Below are 18,063 nucleotides of genomic sequence, written 5' to 3'. Positions count from 1 at the left end.
TTACTTGAATTTCCAAGCATCTTTAATACTATACCTATCTTCTTAACAAATCTGTTTCTCTATGAAAAGACCGCTTATTTTACTTACCACCTTAACGTTTTTTGTTGCCGGTTGTATTACCGATCACGTGATCCCGGACCCAGAGCCTAATAATGAGCCTACCGCACTGGTTGCCTCTCCATTTGTTTCCGGTCTGCAAAACCCGATCGGTATCGTGATGGATGACAGGGGACGGCTGTTCGTCACCAACGCCGGTACGGGTGCAGACGATGCAAGCATTGTCATGATTGCGCCGGACGGAACGAAAACGACTGTTTTCTCCGGCCTGCCTTCCATTGGAGGCCCTGAGGCTGTGGAGGGTGTCAGCCACCTTACCTATAAAGACGGAAGGATTTATGTACTCCATGGGATCAGCGGAAAGCTGTATATGACCAATGTTAACCAATTTGAAAACGGAGATCCTGAACTCACCCTGGCCGATTTCGCTGTGGAGGACATTGGCACATATGTACGCAGCCTTGGGCTAACTGATCCTCTGAATTCGAACGCATTTGATATCGAATTCGGGCCCGGCGGACATTTGTATATTACGGATGCAGGTTCCAACGCAATCATCAAACGAGAACAGTCCAACGGAGAGCTGAGCCTTTTTGCAAAAATACCATCCATAGGTGGCGGAGACGCGGTACCTACCGGAATCGTATATGATGGTACCAGTCTGTTCGTGAGTACTTTGAGCGGTTTTCCGTTTGCTGCGGGAGCTGCCAAGATTTTTAAAGTTGATCAATTCGGGAATGTGAACGACTACAAATGGGGTTACACGAACCTGACACATCTTGTGCTGACGGCTGGCAACAAAGTTCTGGCTCTGCAATTTGGCGATTTCTCCATGGGCTTCGCGCCATCCACCGGAAAAGTGGTTGACGAAAGTGGCCACACGCTCCTGGATCTGCAGATGCACCCGACCGACATCATCCGTACGGGCGAAAGGGAGTTTTACCTCCTTTGTTTTGGGGACGGAACGATCAAGAAACTGACGTACTAAGCGTTCAAAAAACGATAAAAAAAATCCCCGGAATTTCGTCTTCCGGGGATTTTTTTGTGGCCGACCCAACCCCGGTACCCAAGGTTGCAGTTTATTTTATTGACGCTGAACATATCACGTCCATCACTTAAACTTTTACTAACATGGTCATGAAAAACAACAAATGGGTAGCCCTGACGATTTTACTGGGTCTTTTGCAACTGGCAGCTTGTGAAAGAAAAGACGTCGAGAGTATATCTGAAAGTGTGAACAACCCGAAACTTGAAGCGATACATGTCGCCAGCCGGACGGAAATCAAGCAGGGCGAATCGGTTATTTTTACCGTTTCCAATGGTTTGCTTGCAGGAAATTTTAAATGGAGTGCGGCACCGGATAAGGATGTTACGCTGATTAAAAATGACACGATCGTTTCGGTCGTTTTTCCTGAAACCGGCAATTATACGGTTACAGCCACCGATAGTATTTCCAATGAATCAGTTTCCGTTTCAGTGGATGTCGTTGTGAACCAACAGGGCGGAGATGATAATGTCGCCACACAGCAACCGATTTCGGAGGGGGATGTACTGAGCCTTACGCCGATCACGCTGGCCGATTCGGCTTTTCACCTGGAATTTTCTTCGGAAACAAAAAACACTTACAAATGCGTCGGCAATCACTTACTTTATGCAAGGGAAGAGAGGGAAGGCACTTTCACACTGGATTTCAAGAGTGTAAACAATCCGGCGGGCTGTACCATAGAGAGTTCTAAATCAGGAGGCCCGATTTATCTGAGCGGCCCGGTTGAAGACAACAAAGAATATAACCTGGTCATTATTTTTGGCGGGAAAACATATAGTGGGTCGTTTAAGCGGACGGGTACAAAATATAATTTTAACTGGCCGCACACAGACGGCGTAATTCTGACCACGAAGTCGTTATAAATTGCAACTTACCCGAAAAGATGCCGGCAAGTGTTCAACGTTGCCGGCATTTAATGCATGAGCCCGGAGAAATTACAGGACATACTAGCCGGCTGCCGGCGGAAAGAGCGACAAAGCCAGGAAAAACTGTACCGTCAGTTTTATCCGGTCCTCTTTGCCCTGTGCCGGAATTTTTTTGAGGATAAACATGAGATCCTGACGGCGGTGAACAACGGTATGATGAAGGTTTTTAAAAATATCGAACTGTATGATCCCGCGAAAGGGGAATTCTTTAACTGGATGTATACTACCGTCAGGAATGAAGCGCTGACTTTGCTCAGGAACAGAAAATCAAAATCTTTTGATTACGAAGAAATTAATGAGAATATGGTTTTTGAAGCTTCGGAGAACCCGTTTCAGCAACTGGCCTATAAGGATATTGACCTTTATCTCAATGAACTGCCGCTGGCCACACGCCGGGTTTGCAGTCTTTTTTACCTCGACGGATTTTCGGTCAAAGAAATAGCGGAAGCGCTGACGATCAGCGAAGGCACGATCAAATGGCATCTGAGCGAAAGCCGCAATAAGTTGAAAATCATTTTTGAAAAGTCCCTTTGATATTGTGAAGAAGAAAGACATTCATTTGCAGAAATACCTTAACGGCCCGTTACCCGAGCCGGAGGTCAGCGCGGACGATGCGTGGGCGGAAATGAATGGTATGCTTGATGGAAAGTCTTCTGGTAGCAAAGGGAACCATACACTGAAAATCATCGCTGCTTTGATAAGTTTGACAGGTATTATATTGGTAGTGTGGTTGTTGTATCCTAAGTCTGGCGATGAGCGAAAAATAACGGAATTAAGTAATGTAAAATCTTCGAGCAGGGATAAATCAGCGCAACATGGTTTGGCCAAAACGGCCGCCGGAAATGCTGGAAAGAAAATACAGCAATCTAGTACAACCGAAAATGCGGAGAATGATGCCGGATCGTTACCTCAGATCAATGACGGAAAAGAAACAAAGCTTATCGGCGGCGGAGCAGCAAGGCCTGGTTTTGAGAGGGGCAAACCGGCTATTTCGCGGGCTCGAAACGGCAAGGCAGACGGAGATATTTCGAAAGATGTTGCAGGGAGGGAGGAAGGAGGAAAGGGAAGAAAGGGAGGAAGGGGAGTAGGGAGGATGGAGGAAGGGGGGGAGGCATTTTTGGTGGCGAAGACTTTTGAAAGTGAGAAGGCAGCTGCTGCTGGAAAAGCGGTAGGCATTGCAAACACGGCTGATACCAGGTGGGCTGGGGACATGCATTTGCTTCAACCAAAATCTTTCCGTTTCTCTGCGTTAGGAAACACAATAAGGATAAACAGTCAGGCGGCAAATCCGGGTGAGCAGGTAAAAACAGAGAAATTGCTGAACCCTTTTCAATCATTTCTCAGCACGCTGCATTTTGGCCTGGAATGGAATGCGGCTTCGTCGTTCAGAAATACGCAGTACATTTTTGCGGGAACGGATAGTGTCAGCAGGCCGTATCTTTTGGCGATTCCTGGATTGTGGCTGAATAAGGGCGTTGGTAAAAATCAGTCGGTTACGCTTAGTCTTTTGGCTCATCAGCCTTATTTTGCAGGATTTAAACAAATCAGGCAGGATTCGATTCCGGGTAATGATTCTACTCTGAGTTACCGGCAGACAAAGCTCGTGAAGGCAGCAGGTTTTAATGTTTCTGTACAATATAATTACCATTTCAGCCCGCTGGGTATGCTTTCGGCGGGATTTGGTTATAGTGCTTTACGCAGTGCGTTGTTTCGGGAAGATTTTCAAAACCATGCAAGTGAAGTGTATTCGGGCCCGCTGGTTTCGGTCAGGAAAAAAGAGATCGGAGAATTTATCCATACCAGTCTTTTTGCTTTTAAAACCGGACTGACATTTACGCCCGGAAGATTTCAGCTCGGGGTTAATCTGGTAATTCCCCTGACCGATCTGTCGTTGACCCAAACATCTTTGAGAACCTTGAACGGGCAGGTTTTACTGCGTTACCGGATTAAGTGACGGGCTATAATTTATTTGGCATAAACAATAACGTCGCCATTGCCACCCCACAACAATGCCTGATCGCCGTTGCTGCTGTACAGACCTAATTTCAGCTGATGATCGGACAGTAAGTAGTGTTTTTGAACAATGTCAACGATCTGCCTGAAATTTTTTGGTCATAGCATAAAGAAGCGTGATACAATGCTCCCCATTTTGCCAGGATTCCTGTGATAAATGCACCTTAGTTTTGACGTCGAGGTGGCGGTAGGGATGATCTGTTACTTCGGCAGGGTTTAGTCCGAGTAATGACAGGTCATTGATCAGGTTTTTGGCAAATTTTTCATTGTGTGCTCCTGTGTAATGAATGCTCCCGAACAGGATATTCGCGGGGATCGGAAATACTTCCTGGATTTGGCTGCTTAGCAGGGAGTTGGAAGGGATGTTCAGGGAGATTTTTTCGGTGGTAACGGTTAGTTGAGACACCGCCATCATCTTGTGCGTAACCAGTTTTAAAGTATAATTACCCGCGGGCAATTCTACATCCGGAATGCGTATGACGCCGTCAGAGTTGCATAAGTCGGGATCCGCAGTCCCCGATGGCATCGGGAATTTAGGGCACTCGCCCCTGTCGGTAGCACCCACAAGCCTGACGGTGATCTCCTTGTTATCGATCTTATACTCGAAATGCAGATCATAATTGCGACGGAGCGCCTCATTTTGTGTGAAAGCGAGCAGTAAATGCCTGTTATCTCCGAAAACTTCATGGTGCCAGTACAGCGAGAAACCCTCTTTGCCGTCGACTTCAGTGTTCTTTTTGCTACAACTGAATACCAAAACCAGCAAAAGCATCCATGCGGAATTGTATAGCGTTCTTTTCATCTTTTTCCGGTTTATGAAAATGGACTTTTACAAATCCAGTGACATTATCAGAAGATAAAGCGTTGTAACCGGAATAAAATTAAATTAAATCCGACCATATTTATAAACGGTCAGATCATGGAATCGACGAGAATCCCAACCGCTTCGGCCCACAATGGTAGGAGTGGACCGATCGCGATCGAGATTTTAATGAGTTTTCTTTCCTGGTAACTTTTTTGCCCGGAGTTCAAGATCATAGCTGCAGACCGGTTGCTATATGAGTCTCCGAAAGCAGACAAGGCAAGAAGCGAGGGTTTCTGGCTCTTAATTTGCGGCCAGCATTTCGCTTTCAGAAACGGCGGTCGATTTCAAACCGTCTTCATTTTTTGATTTTTTAGGCTCTTTTTGTTTTACCTCTACTACCGGCTTTTTTTCTTTCGCAGCAGTTTTTAGTTTCTTGTCAGCCTTTATTTCAATTTTTTTAAGTTTATCAGCCAGTTTTTTTGCGGCTTTTTCAACTGCCTTTTTAACCGTTTTCGACAACTCTCCGGATTCATTCAGCGTATTACCCACCGCTGCGGCAATCTGATTCGCCAGTTCTTTTTTCTTCCCTTTCATAACATTTGTATACGTATAAAATACTTATGCAAATCTAGGATATGATTATGCATATATAATATTAAGTTTTATAATGTGCTCATTATTAATAATTTAAAATAATGCAATAGGAGTGAAAATCAATGTTGTTTGCCGGTTTGTCAGGCAAAGGTTGCGAATGCTTTTTCAAATTCCCTCAGTGCTTTTCGGATCTGCTTGTCAGGGATGCCGCTGTATTTGATCTGAAGCTGTTTTGATTGCTCAGGGAGCATGTTTTTCAGTTTCCAGTACTTTGGGTGGCTGATCTCGATGGGTGGATGAAAATGTTCTTCTTTCGGGTCTTTTATTAAAACTTCCATTTCCGTGACTATTCCACTCTTTGTTGGGTTGAACGACCCTTCAATGATCAGTTTTATCTCTCTTCCGGAGTCCAGGGTAATATACTTTTCGTAAGCCATTTTGTTTCATTCAATTCTTATTGGCCACAAAGTTATCAATGAAAAAGGAGGCTGTAAGGACTGCAAAGCATAATTGTTGATTTCTTAATATTAGCGGCTGTACATGGCGAAACGCAAAAAACCATACAAAAAATCATATAAAAATTTGCGTAGTTATTTGGCTACATATATATTTGTAGTCAAATAACTACGCAATGAATTTAAGACGAGATGTATTTCAAGCCATAGCGGACCCGACGAGAAGGGCGATACTTCTGTTGGTTGCTTCGCAATCACTGACCGCGGGAGCGATAGCTTCCAACTTTGACACGGCGAGGCCGACTGTTTCCAAGCATCTGCAAATACTCACGGAATGTGAATTACTGAAACAAGAGCAGAACGGCAGGGAAGTTTACTATCATCTCAATGCAAAAAAAATGAAAGAAGTAGCAGACTTCATCGAACCTTTCCGGGACATGTGGGACGACAGGTTTAACAAGCTGGAAGCGATCATGAAGAATTATAAACCTGGTGCTTCGACTGCCGCTCAGCGTGACAGTGATTAGCAGGCAGGAGGGAATAACAAGGCTACTAATAAAACAGAATAATATGGAACGAAAAACAAAGGTCAGCGCGGAAACCGGCAAGCAGGAAATAGTCGTCACGCGCGAATTTGATTTGCCTCTTGAATTACTTTTTAAAGCCTATGAAGACCCTGAAATTGTCGCGCAATGGATGGGAACGAAGGTGCTGAAACTTGAAAACAGGAAGCACGGGGCTTATGAGTTTGAAACGTCCGATCCGAAGGGGAATGTAGTGCTCCGGATGAATGGCGTAATTCCTGAATTTGTCCCGAACCGGAAAATCACGCGGACATTTGAAATGGAGAATACGCCCTTTGCCGTTCAGCTGGAATTTCTGGAATTTGAAAAACTGACCGAAGATACCAGCAAGCTGACAATGCAAATCGTGTATAAATCTGTGGAGCTCAGAGATCAAATGCTGAAATTACCGTTTACCCAGGGCATTAATATGGCGCACAACCGACTACAGGAGATTGTAACCAAACTAAAATAACAGGTCATGACAAAGAGAAATAAGATTATCTATTGGATCGCTACCGTGTGGCTTTCACTGGGAATGACGTCTACCGGGATCGTGCAATTAATCAAAATGGATGAAGAGGTAACGATGATGAAACATTTGGGTTATCCGGTTTATATTCTCACAATAATCGGTGTATGGAAAATCCTGGGTGTAGTAGCAATCCTCGTTCCTAAGTTTCCCCTGGTAAAAGAATGGGCTTATGCGGGTTTCTTTTTTGTCATGTCGGGCGCTGTATTTTCACACCTGGCGGTCGGCGACGGGGCGAAAGAATATTTTGGGCCGGTATTGTTGATCGTTCTGACGGTGGTATCCTGGTATTTCAGGCCGGAGTCTCGGAATGTTCGGCGTAGCTTATAGCTACCTCGGAGTGTCACGCTGCCACAGGCCGCGTTTTAACAAGGCAGAGGATTTTAAGTAAGTTAATTGAATTTTTTTTCGGTCGGCGACCGATTACACTCGGAGGTAGTTGAAAACTACGCCCAACTTCCGAACTTGGTGATAAGCCCGATCTTCCCGAAAATAGAAATAAATCAAAAATTAATTTTAAACTCAAAACACCATGAAAACCAGTAAAAAAGAATTATCCGCAGAACAAAATGAAGAACTGCTCCAAACCTTAAAAGCCCGTTTTGAGAAAAACATGAAACGGCATCAGGGACTTGAATGGGCGAAGGTACAGGCAAGGCTGGAATCGAAACCTGAAAAACTATGGGTACTCGATGAAATGGAGACAACCGGAGGCGAACCGGATGTGGTCGGGTTTGATCAGAAGACCGGCGAATATATTTTTTATGATTGTTCAACGGAAACCCCCAAAGATCGCAGAAGTCTTTGCTACGATCGCCAGGCGTGGGAATCACGGAAAGCAAATAAGCCGGAAAACACGGCCATGGATATGGCCGCTGAGATGGGTATAGAACTTTTGACCGAAGAAGAATATCAGGAGCTGCAAACCCTTGGAGATTTCGATCTGAAAACGTCGAGTTGGTTGAAAACGCCTGCCAACGTCAGAAAACTCGGGGGGGCGATCTTTGGCGACCAACGTTTCGGACGGGTTTTTATTTACCATAACGGTGCCGACTCCTACTATGCGGCCAGGGGTTTCCGTGGCTCGCTTAAAGTCTGAATTTTGAAACAAAAAGAAAGGCAGTATCACCGACATTTCCGCGCAGGAACTGGATGGTGACACCGCCTTTGGAACACTGAATTGGCTTTTTTTAGCTTTCCTCCTCGGTGTTTTTTATTTTCATCAAAAGAGCATATGCATTCTTAACAACCAGCCGGGTACTGCTGCTGATTCCGGTTCCTTCTATCTGCTGTTTCCCCTTGCTGATGACACCCGGCGTGATTTCCAGCATTTCAAATTTCCCGGTTCCGTTATCGGTAAATACGTAATGTTTATTTTCCCAGCGCACCACGGCGTCTTCGGGTACAGTAAGTGCCTCCTTGCTGTTCACTGAAACTTCGCCGTTGATAAACATCCCCGGCACAAGGGAAGGATTGTATTTTTCAAAATGACAATGTACTTCCGCCATTCTGTCCTGATCCAGGTTTTTGCTGATCAGGATGATCTCGGCCTGGAATTTTTTGCCTGGCTCGCTGTTTGTGTAAGCCACCACGCGCTGGCCCACGGAAAGAGCATGCAGGTCTTTTTCAAAAACATGGAGTGCAAGGTGTATATCCCTTGGGTCTACCAGCTCAAAAAGCATGTCCGTCGGAGAAGTGTATTTTCCGACATTCACATTCACTTTTGATACAAACCCATTGATAGGCGAGAGGATAGCGACGCTTTTGGAAATATTGTCCGCTTTTAACCTGGCGGGGTCAATGCCGATCACTTCCAGCTTTTGTCCCAACGCGTTCATCAGTATACGCTGGGTTTCCATTTCTGCCCGCGCCTGCTGAAACACTTTGTCGCTGCTGGCCTTGCTGGCATTCAGGTCTTTTTGTCTGTGGTATTCCGATTCCGAAAGAAGGAATTTTTCTTTGGCTGTCAGATAATCCTGTTGCAACTGGATGAACTGCATATCTTCCAGCTCTGCCAGAACCTGGCCTTTTTTAACATGCATGCCCGGTAGCATTTTGGTGGATTTGAGGTATCCTCCCAGTGGAAAGCTGAGACTGACCGTGCTTTGAGGCGGCACGTCTATTTCTCCCTGAAGGCTCAGCACACCGCTGATGTTTTCAAGCTGTGGCGTACCTACTTCAATACCTACACTTTTCAGCTGCTCGGAATTGAAGGATACCATTTGTAAAGACTGGGCGTAGACAGAGTCCGTTTTTTCGGCGGATGCACCTGTTTCGGGTTTGCTTCCGCAGGATGCAAACAGCCACAGGCTCAGGCAGATGATGATGTATCTTTTCATTTTTATGATTTTATAGGTTGTTTAACTTCATGAACTGGATCACAGCCGTATTGTAGCTGCTGAGCACATGGATGTACTCGCTTTTTACCGTAATCGCCTGGTCGACAAGTATTACCCATTGCAGGTAATCTATTTCACCTTGCCGGAACTGCTCGTCCGCAGTCGCGATGATCAGATCGGAATTTTTGAGCCCCTCGCGTTCGTAGTACAAAAGGCTTTCCTGGAATTTGGCGACCTGTTCAAAGGCAGTTTCCAGCTCTGTGAGCAACTGGAGCTTCACGTACTCGGTATTTTTCTGATTTTTTTCCAGGTCCAGTTTCGCCGCTGCGGCCCTCGCAGACTGTGCCTTAAAGAAAATCGGAATGCCTATACCCGCACTGAGATAGCTGAACCTGTCCCTGCCGGTAAAATACGTTTCCTGCCCGCCAACTATTTGTGAGCCACTCAGACTCTGGTTATTATAGCCCAATGTAATGTCGGGCAGCAGTCTGGCTTTTTCGTTTTTCCAGCGATGAAGTGCAGCTTGCTCCTGATGCGCGGCAAGCTCGGCGAGCGGGAGCTGATCGATGATCCCAGCGGTATCTTGGCTATCCAGCAAGTTTTCAATCCTGGCATCGGCGATCTCAGGGACATGTTGTCGGTCGTCCTGGATCCATAAATTGAATTGTTTCAAAACAATTTTCAGGTCCCTGTTCAGGAGGTTCAGCTGATTGGTGATCTGCTGCCTCCGTGATTCTGCCGCCGTTTTTTCCAGTACATTGGCTGCCCCTTTTTCAAAACGCAGATTGGATTTGGTTTCAAAAAGCCGGTAAACGCTGTCTGCATACATCAAAAGCTTTTTACGCTCCGTCAACGCTGCGTAGTCGTAGAAAAGTTGTCGGACACTGCTGCGGATTTCCTGCTCGGTCAGGCGCGTCTGGGATACCGAGGCCAGAAAGCTGGCTTCGAGCATTTTTTGCTGACTGGAATAAACTGCCGGAAAACTGAATGTCTGGCTGATCCCGATTCGGGTATCGTTGTTGGCACTGTTCACCTTTCCATAATCAGCGCTGATATTGGTTTTGGCCAAATCAAATGCACTTGCTTGCAAACGCTCGGAGGCTTTTTCGCTGAGCCGGGAGCTTTGAGCCTGCAGGTTTTTCTCGAGGGCAGTTTTAATAGCTGTGTTCAGGTCGACCGGTTGTGACTGGGCAATACCTGTTTGTGTTATCAAAAACGCCAGGAGCAGAGCCGGTACGCTTTTACGGGCTTTGATTTTGGGTGTAGCATCAAACAAAAGGTAAAGTGCCGGCAAAACAAACAGTGTGAGCAAAGTAGCCGTGATCAACCCGCCGATTACCACCGTTGCCAGAGGCCGCTGCACTTCAGCTCCGGCACCATTGCTTAGTGCCATCGGGAGAAAACCAAGAGAGGCCACAGCGGCAGTCATCAATACAGGTCTTAACCGGTTTCTTGTTCCGGTCATAATCAATTGAAGAGCGTCCCGGACCATGCCTTCCTTTTTGATCCTGTTAAACTCAGAAAGCAGCACAATCCCGTTGAGCACAGCCACGCCGAAAAGTGCTATGAAGCCTACCCCGGCCGAAATACTGAAAGGCATCCCGCGCAAAGCAAGGGCAAACACGCCCCCTATCGCGGACAAAGGAATAGCTGTGTAGATCAGCATACCGTCTTTGACAGAAGAAAAGGCAAAGTATAACATAATGAAAATCAGCAGCAAAGCTACCGGTACTGCTATGCTCAGCCTGGATTTGGCTTGCTGCAGATTCTCAAAAGCCCCGCCGTAAGTGATGGTGTACCCGGCTTCAAATCTGATCTTCGCATCAACCTTTCCCTGCAATTCCTCAACGATCGATTGAACGTCCCTGCCTCTTACATTGAAACCGACAATGATCCTCCGGCGCGTGTTCTCGCGCTGGATCTGGTTCGGGCCTTCTATTTCCTGAATGCTGGCTACCTGGTACAAAGGGATCTGCACGCCACCGGGTGTCGAAACCGGCAGGTTCCGCACATCACTGATATTCCTGCGACCTTTTTCGCCCACCCGGACTACAAGGTCAAATTTTTTCTCACCTTCATAGATCTGCCCGGCAGCGGCACCGGCAAATGCGGCGTTGATCGTGCGGTTAACATCGTCAATATTCAGCCCGTATTTCGCGATCTCGTCCCGGTTGAATTCGATAACAATCTGCGGCATACCTGTTACCTTCTCCACATACCAGTCGGCGGTGCCTTTTACAGTTTTGGAAATATCGCCCAGTTGCTCGGCATAGGCGGCCAGTTTGTCGAGGTCCTCTCCGAAAATTTTGCAGACCACATCCTGTTTTGCCCCCGTCATAAGTTCATTGAAACGCATCTGCACCGGATACTGAAACCCAGTGGTAACACCGGGCGTGACTTTCTGGGCGGTGGCGGCCATTTTGCCGGCCAGCTCGGGGAAAGTTTGCGCGCTCGTCCATTCCGATTTGTCTTTTAATACAATGATCATATCCCCTCCTTCAATAGGCATGGGGTCTGTCGGTATCTCGGCACTGCCGATCCTTGCAACCACTTTTTCAACTTCCGGGTAATCTGATTTCAGTCTTTCGGAAATACGGTTGATAGCGTCGATCGTTGTGCTCAGGTTGGTGCCCACAAGCAGCCGTGTTTCGGTTGCAAAATCGCCTTCTTCGAGCTGGGGAATAAATTCTCCGCCCATTTGTGTAAATAAAAATACTGCTACCGCGAACAGTGCGAAAGCAGAAAGTACCATGGTCTTCTTGATCCGCAATGCCTTTGTAAGCAGGTTTTGATAACCATTTTCCAGTCGCGTCATGATGCGGTCGGAGATATTGGGCTGGTGCGGGATTTTTTTGCTGATGAACATCGAGCTGATCATCGGTACATAAGTAAGTGACAAGATAAAAGCTCCGAGCACGGCAAATGCAACCGTCTGGGCCATAGGCTTGAACATCTTGCCCTCAATGCCGGAAAGCGACAGGATCGGGAGATAAACAATTAAAATAATAATCTGGCCGAATACAGCCGCATTCATCATGCGGGAGGCCGAACCGGTAACTGCTTCATCCATTTCTTGCTGGGACACTGAATGTACATCTGCATACTTTTTAGAAAAATGCATGTGATGCAGGATCGCCTCGACGATGATCACTGCCCCGTCCACGATCAGCCCGAAATCCAGCGCACCGAGGCTCATGAGGTTGCCGCTTACGCCGAAAAAGTTCATCATAGCAATGGCAAAAAGCATCGAAAGCGGGATTACTGAAGCTACGATCAGGCCGGCGCGCAGGTTACCTAGAAAAATAACGAGTATCAATACAACGATCAGAGCACCTTCGAGAAGATTGCGTTCCACCGTCCCGATGGCGTTGTTAACCATTTTGGTCCGGTCCAGGAAAGGCTCGATTTCCAGCCCTTCCGGTAGTGTTTTCTGAATTTCCGCAATGCGGTTTTTAACGTTTTTGACGACTTCCGAAGAGTTGCCTCCTTTCAGCATCATCACTATCCCGCCCGACAGCTCGCCTTTGCCCGCCATTGTGAGTGCACCATATCGTATCGCCGAACCCAGCCGGACTTCGGCTATGTGGCTTATCAGGACAGGTGTGCCGTCACCATTGTTTTTGACGACGATCTTGCCGATATCTTCCATGGACCTGGCGAGGCCTACACTCCGTATATACAATACCGCAGGGCCCTTTTCAATGTAGGCGCCGCCGGTATTCTGGTTGTTCCGGTTCAGGGCGGTAAATACGTCGCTGATCGTCAGGTTAAGTGCTTTGAGGCTGCCCGGGTTAACGGCCACTTCGTATTGTTTAAGATCCCCTCCGAATGTCGAAACATCGGCTACGCCGGCTGTGCCGAGCAGCTGCCTGCGTACGATCCAGTCCTGGGTGGTACGCAGATCTGCCAGCGAATACTTTTTTTCATAACCGTCTTTGGGCTTGATCACGTACTGGTAAATTTCTCCGAGACCCGTGGTAACCGGAGCGAGCTGCGGTGTACTGGCATTTTCATTGATCTCTACCTGCGAAAGCCGCTCGGTAACCTGCTGTCTGGCCCAGTATACGTCTGAACCGTCTTCGAAAACAATGGTAATCAGCGAAAGGCCGAAACGCGACATGCTCCGGCTTTCCTGAAGACCGGGAATGTTGCTGATCGCCTGTTCGATCGGGAAGGTAATGAGGCGTTCCACGTCTTCGGCCCCAAGTGAGGGCGCAGTGGTGATCACCTGTACCTGGTTATTGGTGATGTCGGGAACGGCATCTATGGGGAGCTGGCTTACTTCATACGCGCCGTAGGCGACCCACAGCAGCATGAATATGCCAATGATCAGTTTGTTCTGAACTGAAAACCGGATGATTTTATTGAGCATAACGAGTTGGTAAATAAATACATAGCAAATAGGCCATGACTGCATGAGCTCATGCAGTCATAGTTGGTCAGAACAGAATTGTCCTGTCGGAATGATATGTATTTACACTCGCGGCGGGCGAAAGAGAGAGCCGAGGGAAGCATTGTACTGCACCTGAGGCATATCGGGGCCATAGTCAGCTTTGACCGGCCAGAAAGTATTTTTGAAAGTAAAAGTGGTAGTAAACGGGATGAAAAGGAAGTTGGCGTGCTGTATTTCTACTTTCTTGAAAGGCAGCTGCATGTCTTTTTCATCATCATTATCGTCCAGATCATTCCCGCCATAATGCATGGCCATAAAATCCAGGACACTGATATTCTGGTTCAGGGTTTTGTGCTCGATAAAATGTTTGATGAGGGCAGGAAACTTCAAAACCTGATACAGGGATGTCGTATCAAGAATTACAATCGTGAGGATGATATGTAGAAAAAGCCTTTTCACACTGCTAAAATAAGCCACCACGCCTGACTTTACAAAGGTTTAGGGCAGGTTAGGTCAGAAAACGGGCTTAAACATGTTTTTGCACAGCGTATTCGTCAGATCTTACCAATTATCAAGTGTGTGTCTGGTGTGGCTGCAGGGCTATAATCCGGAAACTGTAAATAAAATGGTGGTTGTGTAGGTTTTTACAGGCAGCAATACCGAAAGGCCTTCGATCTTGTATTGGAAAGGAATGTCGTCGCGGCTGAAACCCAGTCCGAGCAGCCCTCCCACCAATGTCTGAGCATTGGTCGTAAGCTGGAGATAATTGGTATTGCCGGTAAGGATGGCCCCTCCGGTACCTTCTCCGGTTCTTCTTACATATATTTTCAGCGCAGGGTCCCAGTTGCAGTCCCGCTTTGCTGGATGCTCACCGACCAGACCAGCGCTGCATTCACTTTCAAGAGTGTATGGGCTAATCCGGTAGTTTCGATGTGCTCGTAGTTTTTTCCTGCAGCTGTTATGGTCGACGACGGTGCCGACAATGTCCAGTTGGCGCCAGCACTACCGTTGTTGATGGTGAGCGTCTGGGCGGAGAGAGGGTAGGCCAGAAAAGTCAGAAAGAGCATTGTGAGATTTTTCATCAGTTGTCTGCCAGGGTATAACGAACGGTGAGGCTTGCGGTGCCGCTCCGGATATTGCCATAATTCGCGATCTCGATCGAATATTTTAATTTAAAACCATTGGTGCCGTAGCCGGTTCCCGTATATGCACCTTTGATATTCTCAATAAAACTATTGGCGGTATTTGTGAGGTAAACATTACTGGTTACATAGCCGGTTCCTGCGGTAAATCCCTGGCCTGAGCCCGTGTAGGGCGACACATCGAGCCTGAGCCGGATGCCTGGCGGCAGGGTGCCGACCACATCCCCTTTCACGCTCCTGGACCCCGAAGCTGTAACCGCCGAAGTAAGTATCAGCCAGTTGCCCGAATTCGAAGTTCCTACGCCTGCCGCCGACCCGGCTTCGGTGGGAGCAGTCATTTTAAGGGCAACCGTCGATGTGGCGCTGGGAAGTATATCAATGAGTGCCACAGAGGGCATTGTAAGGCTTAAATTGACATTAGCGGTTTTCTGCCCCACAGCAACAAGGCTTTTTGCAAGCATCAATATGACAAATACAGATCTCATTTTTTGACAGATACCTCAAAGTTTCTTTCTGAAAAGTGGATCCGCTTTTCATTCGGCCGCATCCTGAAAACAATGTTCATGGTTTTGTTGATAGCAAGATCGACCTGTCTGTTGCTTTCTTCAATAATAAAACGATCCTGGTTGCCGGGAATATAAGCTGATACGTTCCAGTTTCCGGGGATCATCTCTTTAAATGAAAACTCCCCCTTTTCATTCAGCTCCGTCAGAAAACTGCAGGTTTCGTTAGAGAGCTTTACCAATACTATCGGTTTTTCGGTCAACGCGGATGATACGCCCTGCTGGTTTTTCGCAGAGAACTCAACTTTCCCTACAACGTTGCCGGTGCGCGTCAAAGGAATTTCCACTACTTTCAGGCTGTCGGCCTTCACGTCCAATAGCATGGGCATTTTGACGATCGGGATCACACCTTCGTTTTTGGTATCGTTCTGGGTGATGCTCAGGTAATACCTGTCGGGAGCCACCCCTTCAAAAGAAAATGTCCCTGTACTGTCGGTCATGAACTTATGGCTTCCGAGCTGGATCAGGTTGCCCTGTTTGGCAAAGCCGGCCCCCGTCAGTCTGCCTTTCAGGCTCCCCAGGTTTTTCTTCCTGGATAGTGGAATGTTGAGTTTCAACGCGTATTTTAATGTCAGGAACAAAGTGTTCTTGTTGGTGTTCTGGAGGTTGGGTACATAGGTCCGTCCGCCCGCCAGTGAAAACCGGTGCTTTTTTAAGTCGAGCATCACAGAAACGTCCACGTAGCTTCTTCTTTCGAAAAGTTCATCCGGTGCGTAGTTGTTACGGTAGAGGAAATTCGCGTGAAGGTTTTGCTTAATAGCGATTCTGGCATTGCCACCGTAGAAAAAAAGGTTTTCGATGATATCGGCAGACGAGAACTTGCTCGTATGCTGGTGTTCGAGATAGCCGCCGAGCCAGAGCCAGCGCGTGGTTCTGACCGTAGGCTGCGCCAGATTTGAAAAAAACTCTTTTTTACCCGTATTATCGGCAACCAGGCGGTTCTGGGAAAGTCCGTACCGGCCCTGATAGGACAGCGTAAATTTGTCGGAATTGTAATTGTAGGAGATGTTCCCGAATTCTTCTGCATAATGAAAATCCACCGGTTTTTGCCTGTCCTGCCTTTCCTGCGTGGAATAGAACACAAAAAAACGGTGTTTTTTGCTTTGCTGATATGCGATGTAGGCAAGGTAGCTTCTGTCTTTGGGTGAAACGCTGTAAAAAGTGGCGTCGAGGCTGGGATTTACATCTGAAAAATTGCTTCCCAGACCGACCGTCAGCTTTTTGGTAATGTTGAAACCCACATTATTGTTAATGAGCCTGCTGTTGTTATAAAAACCGTAAAAATTCTTTCCGGCATAAATGACATTGCTCGCCACGCTCATCCATTTTTTATTAACCTGCAGCCTCAGAAACGCACCGTAGTCTTTAGTTCCCCTGGCGCTCCCTGCGGCGAGCTCCGTTTCCAGCTGAATATCCTTTGTACGTACATGAGCTGATATACCGAGCAGACCGGACCAAAACTGCTGACGGTAATAAGCGACATTTTTGGAAGCATAATGAAGCCCTACACTCGATGATTCATTTAATTTAAAGGTGATTTTTCCTCCGGCTGCTTCTTTCTGATTGGGATAAAACCGGGATTTCTGATAAAACACCGTATAGCCGATCCTTCTGAACTGCTGTTCCAGTCGTGCGCCCCGTCCGAACCTGCCGAATTCCATCAGGTTGTTCAGTTGCATCACGTAATCTCCCACCGAAACGGAAGTTTTTCTTTTGTATGTGTAGTCTAGGGAATACTGGTCGTAGCTGCCGACTGCGGGGAACACAAACTGGTTCGGGCCGCGGACGGTGAAATCGACATAATGCTTTTCCTTCTGATCGATAAAACCTTTTCCCAGCGCGCTGTATTGGTAAGCAATGTTGCTTTGATTTCCATACATATACGACAGGTAACCGCCGCCGATCTCCACCGAGAAACGGTAGTAAGGGTCAATTTTTTTGATTTTGGAAGAAAAAACAGGTACTGACGCGGCCTGATAGGCAGCATCCTTACCGCCGGTCATTTCCGCAGTAAGGTCGGAGGCACTCTGCCACGCGTTTCCTTCTGTAAAAGGTATTATCTGCGCCACGGTCACTGTTGTTTTTGTATTCGGGTCCAGAGTGATACTGTCCCTGCTGTTTTCAATGTACCCGCGGCTGGTTTTAAGAACAAGCTTTTCTTTTTTGTTGCCCGAGTTCTGAACCATATATTCCACACGTAAAGTATCGCCTTCTTTGACAAATTCAGGCTGGGAGACAACGATAATGTCGACTTTTCTGACTTCTTCGATCGTCATCAAAAGGGGTGTCGTGAGCTGGCCCTGGCCCGCATTGATCTGAAATTGACCAGATACGTCCCTGCTGTGGATTCAGCGGGAGTGCTGATCACAAAGATATACCTGCGTGCTTTTTGTCCGGATGTAACTTCCGGCTTGCGTTGCGAGAGCAGGGTCCATTTCTCCGGCAGGCTGATGGTTTCATGCAATTGTTCAGGAAGCGGCGACTCTGATTTAATATCGAAAAACAAAGTAAAATGGCCCCCCGGAACAATCTTTCCCGGCGAATTGGATGTAACGACTGGCCCCTGCGGCTGACAAAATCCTTTCAGATTTATCGCGACAAGAAATGTAAAGATGAAGCGGATCAATTTCTTCCGG

General features: G+C 47.1%; 18 protein-coding genes. 8 read left to right on the top strand and 10 right to left on the bottom strand.

What is annotated here, in order from left to right:
• Nucleotides 1-61: 61 nt before the first annotated feature.
• From FBF61_RS02255 to FBF61_RS02240, 4 genes are all read left to right on the top strand, one after another.
• Nucleotides 62-1,045: a ScyD/ScyE family protein gene (locus FBF61_RS02255; RefSeq protein WP_138475536.1), complete on the top strand. Its 984-nt coding sequence runs from the start codon at nt 62-64 to the stop codon at nt 1,043-1,045.
• A gap of 149 nt (nt 1,046-1,194) precedes the next feature.
• Nucleotides 1,195-1,965 (top strand): hypothetical protein, encoded by a 771-nt coding sequence (locus FBF61_RS02250; RefSeq protein WP_138475535.1) that lies wholly within the window; start codon nt 1,195-1,197, stop codon nt 1,963-1,965.
• Nucleotides 1,966-2,022: 57 nt separating this feature from the next.
• Entirely contained in the window at nt 2,023-2,562 is a 540-nt protein-coding gene (locus FBF61_RS02245) for an RNA polymerase sigma factor (protein ID WP_138475534.1), read from the top strand.
• On the top strand, nt 2,546-3,982 hold the full coding sequence (locus FBF61_RS02240) for a hypothetical protein (protein ID WP_138475533.1): 1,437 nt from the start codon (nt 2,546-2,548) through the stop codon (nt 3,980-3,982). The genes FBF61_RS02245 and FBF61_RS02240 overlap by 17 nt, the downstream gene beginning before the upstream one ends.
• Before the next feature lie 132 nt (nt 3,983-4,114).
• On the opposite strand, the gene FBF61_RS02235 is transcribed toward FBF61_RS02240, so the two are convergent.
• The 3 genes from FBF61_RS02235 to FBF61_RS02225 form a co-directional block, all read right to left on the bottom strand.
• Nucleotides 4,115-4,843, bottom strand: coding sequence for a hypothetical protein (locus FBF61_RS02235; protein ID WP_138475532.1), 729 nt, complete (start codon nt 4,841-4,843; stop codon nt 4,115-4,117).
• Between the two features lie 303 nt (nt 4,844-5,146).
• Complete coding sequence (locus tag FBF61_RS02230; RefSeq protein ID WP_138475531.1) at nt 5,147-5,440, bottom strand: hypothetical protein; 294 nt, start codon at nt 5,438-5,440, stop codon at nt 5,147-5,149.
• A 140-nt stretch (nt 5,441-5,580) separates the two neighbouring features.
• On the bottom strand, nt 5,581-5,877 hold the full coding sequence (locus FBF61_RS02225; RefSeq protein ID WP_138475530.1) for a hypothetical protein: 297 nt from the start codon (nt 5,875-5,877) through the stop codon (nt 5,581-5,583).
• A gap of 194 nt (nt 5,878-6,071) precedes the next feature.
• On the opposite strand from FBF61_RS02225, the gene FBF61_RS02220 reads away from it, so the two are divergent.
• The 4 genes from FBF61_RS02220 (at nt 6,072) to FBF61_RS02205 (ending at nt 8,089) form a co-directional block, all read left to right on the top strand.
• Nucleotides 6,072-6,422 (top strand): ArsR/SmtB family transcription factor, encoded by a 351-nt coding sequence (locus FBF61_RS02220; protein ID WP_138475529.1) that lies wholly within the window; start codon nt 6,072-6,074, stop codon nt 6,420-6,422.
• A gap of 43 nt (nt 6,423-6,465) precedes the next feature.
• A complete protein-coding gene (locus tag FBF61_RS02215; RefSeq protein WP_138475528.1) occupies nt 6,466-6,933 on the top strand; it encodes an SRPBCC family protein in 468 nt (155 codons plus the stop codon).
• Between the two features lie 6 nt (nt 6,934-6,939).
• The gene (locus FBF61_RS02210; protein ID WP_138475527.1) at nt 6,940-7,320 is read left to right on the top strand and encodes a DoxX family protein; all 381 of its coding nucleotides are present in this window, start codon (nt 6,940-6,942) and stop codon (nt 7,318-7,320) included.
• A 202-nt stretch (nt 7,321-7,522) separates the two neighbouring features.
• Nucleotides 7,523-8,089, top strand: a complete 567-nt coding sequence (locus tag FBF61_RS02205; protein WP_138475526.1) for a DUF4256 domain-containing protein — start codon at nt 7,523-7,525, stop codon at nt 8,087-8,089.
• A gap of 91 nt (nt 8,090-8,180) precedes the next feature.
• Here FBF61_RS02205 and FBF61_RS02200 read toward each other — a convergent pair whose 3' ends face one another.
• The 7 genes from FBF61_RS02200 to FBF61_RS35000 all read right to left on the bottom strand — a co-directional run bounded on the left by FBF61_RS02200 (nt 8,181) and on the right by FBF61_RS35000 (nt 18,053).
• Entirely contained in the window at nt 8,181-9,329 is a 1,149-nt protein-coding gene (locus FBF61_RS02200; protein WP_138475525.1) for an efflux RND transporter periplasmic adaptor subunit, read from the bottom strand.
• A gap of 10 nt (nt 9,330-9,339) precedes the next feature.
• Nucleotides 9,340-13,701: a CusA/CzcA family heavy metal efflux RND transporter gene (locus FBF61_RS02195; protein ID WP_138475524.1), complete on the bottom strand. Its 4,362-nt coding sequence runs from the start codon at nt 13,699-13,701 to the stop codon at nt 9,340-9,342.
• 102 nt (nt 13,702-13,803) lie between these two features.
• The gene (locus tag FBF61_RS02190) at nt 13,804-14,181 is read right to left on the bottom strand and encodes a hypothetical protein (protein WP_138475523.1); all 378 of its coding nucleotides are present in this window, start codon (nt 14,179-14,181) and stop codon (nt 13,804-13,806) included.
• A 368-nt stretch (nt 14,182-14,549) separates the two neighbouring features.
• Nucleotides 14,550-14,804, bottom strand: a complete 255-nt coding sequence (locus tag FBF61_RS35005; RefSeq protein ID WP_229214885.1) for a hypothetical protein — start codon at nt 14,802-14,804, stop codon at nt 14,550-14,552.
• Nucleotides 14,804-15,349 (bottom strand): hypothetical protein, encoded by a 546-nt coding sequence (locus tag FBF61_RS02180; RefSeq protein WP_138475522.1) that lies wholly within the window; start codon nt 15,347-15,349, stop codon nt 14,804-14,806. The genes FBF61_RS35005 and FBF61_RS02180 overlap by 1 nt, the downstream gene beginning before the upstream one ends.
• Nucleotides 15,346-17,703 (bottom strand): MSCRAMM family protein, encoded by a 2,358-nt coding sequence (locus tag FBF61_RS02175; RefSeq protein ID WP_229214884.1) that lies wholly within the window; start codon nt 17,701-17,703, stop codon nt 15,346-15,348. The genes FBF61_RS02180 and FBF61_RS02175 overlap by 4 nt, the downstream gene beginning before the upstream one ends.
• Nucleotides 17,703-18,053: a hypothetical protein gene (locus FBF61_RS35000; protein WP_229214883.1), complete on the bottom strand. Its 351-nt coding sequence runs from the start codon at nt 18,051-18,053 to the stop codon at nt 17,703-17,705. Before FBF61_RS35000 ends, FBF61_RS02175 begins: the two co-directional genes overlap by 1 nt.
• Nucleotides 18,054-18,063: the final 10 nt, after the last annotated feature.

The organism is Dyadobacter bucti, from assembly GCF_005869225.1.
GTDB classification, from domain to species: Bacteria; Bacteroidota; Bacteroidia; order Cytophagales; family Spirosomataceae; genus Dyadobacter; species Dyadobacter bucti.
This window is presented reverse-complemented; position numbering and strand designations above follow the sequence as displayed.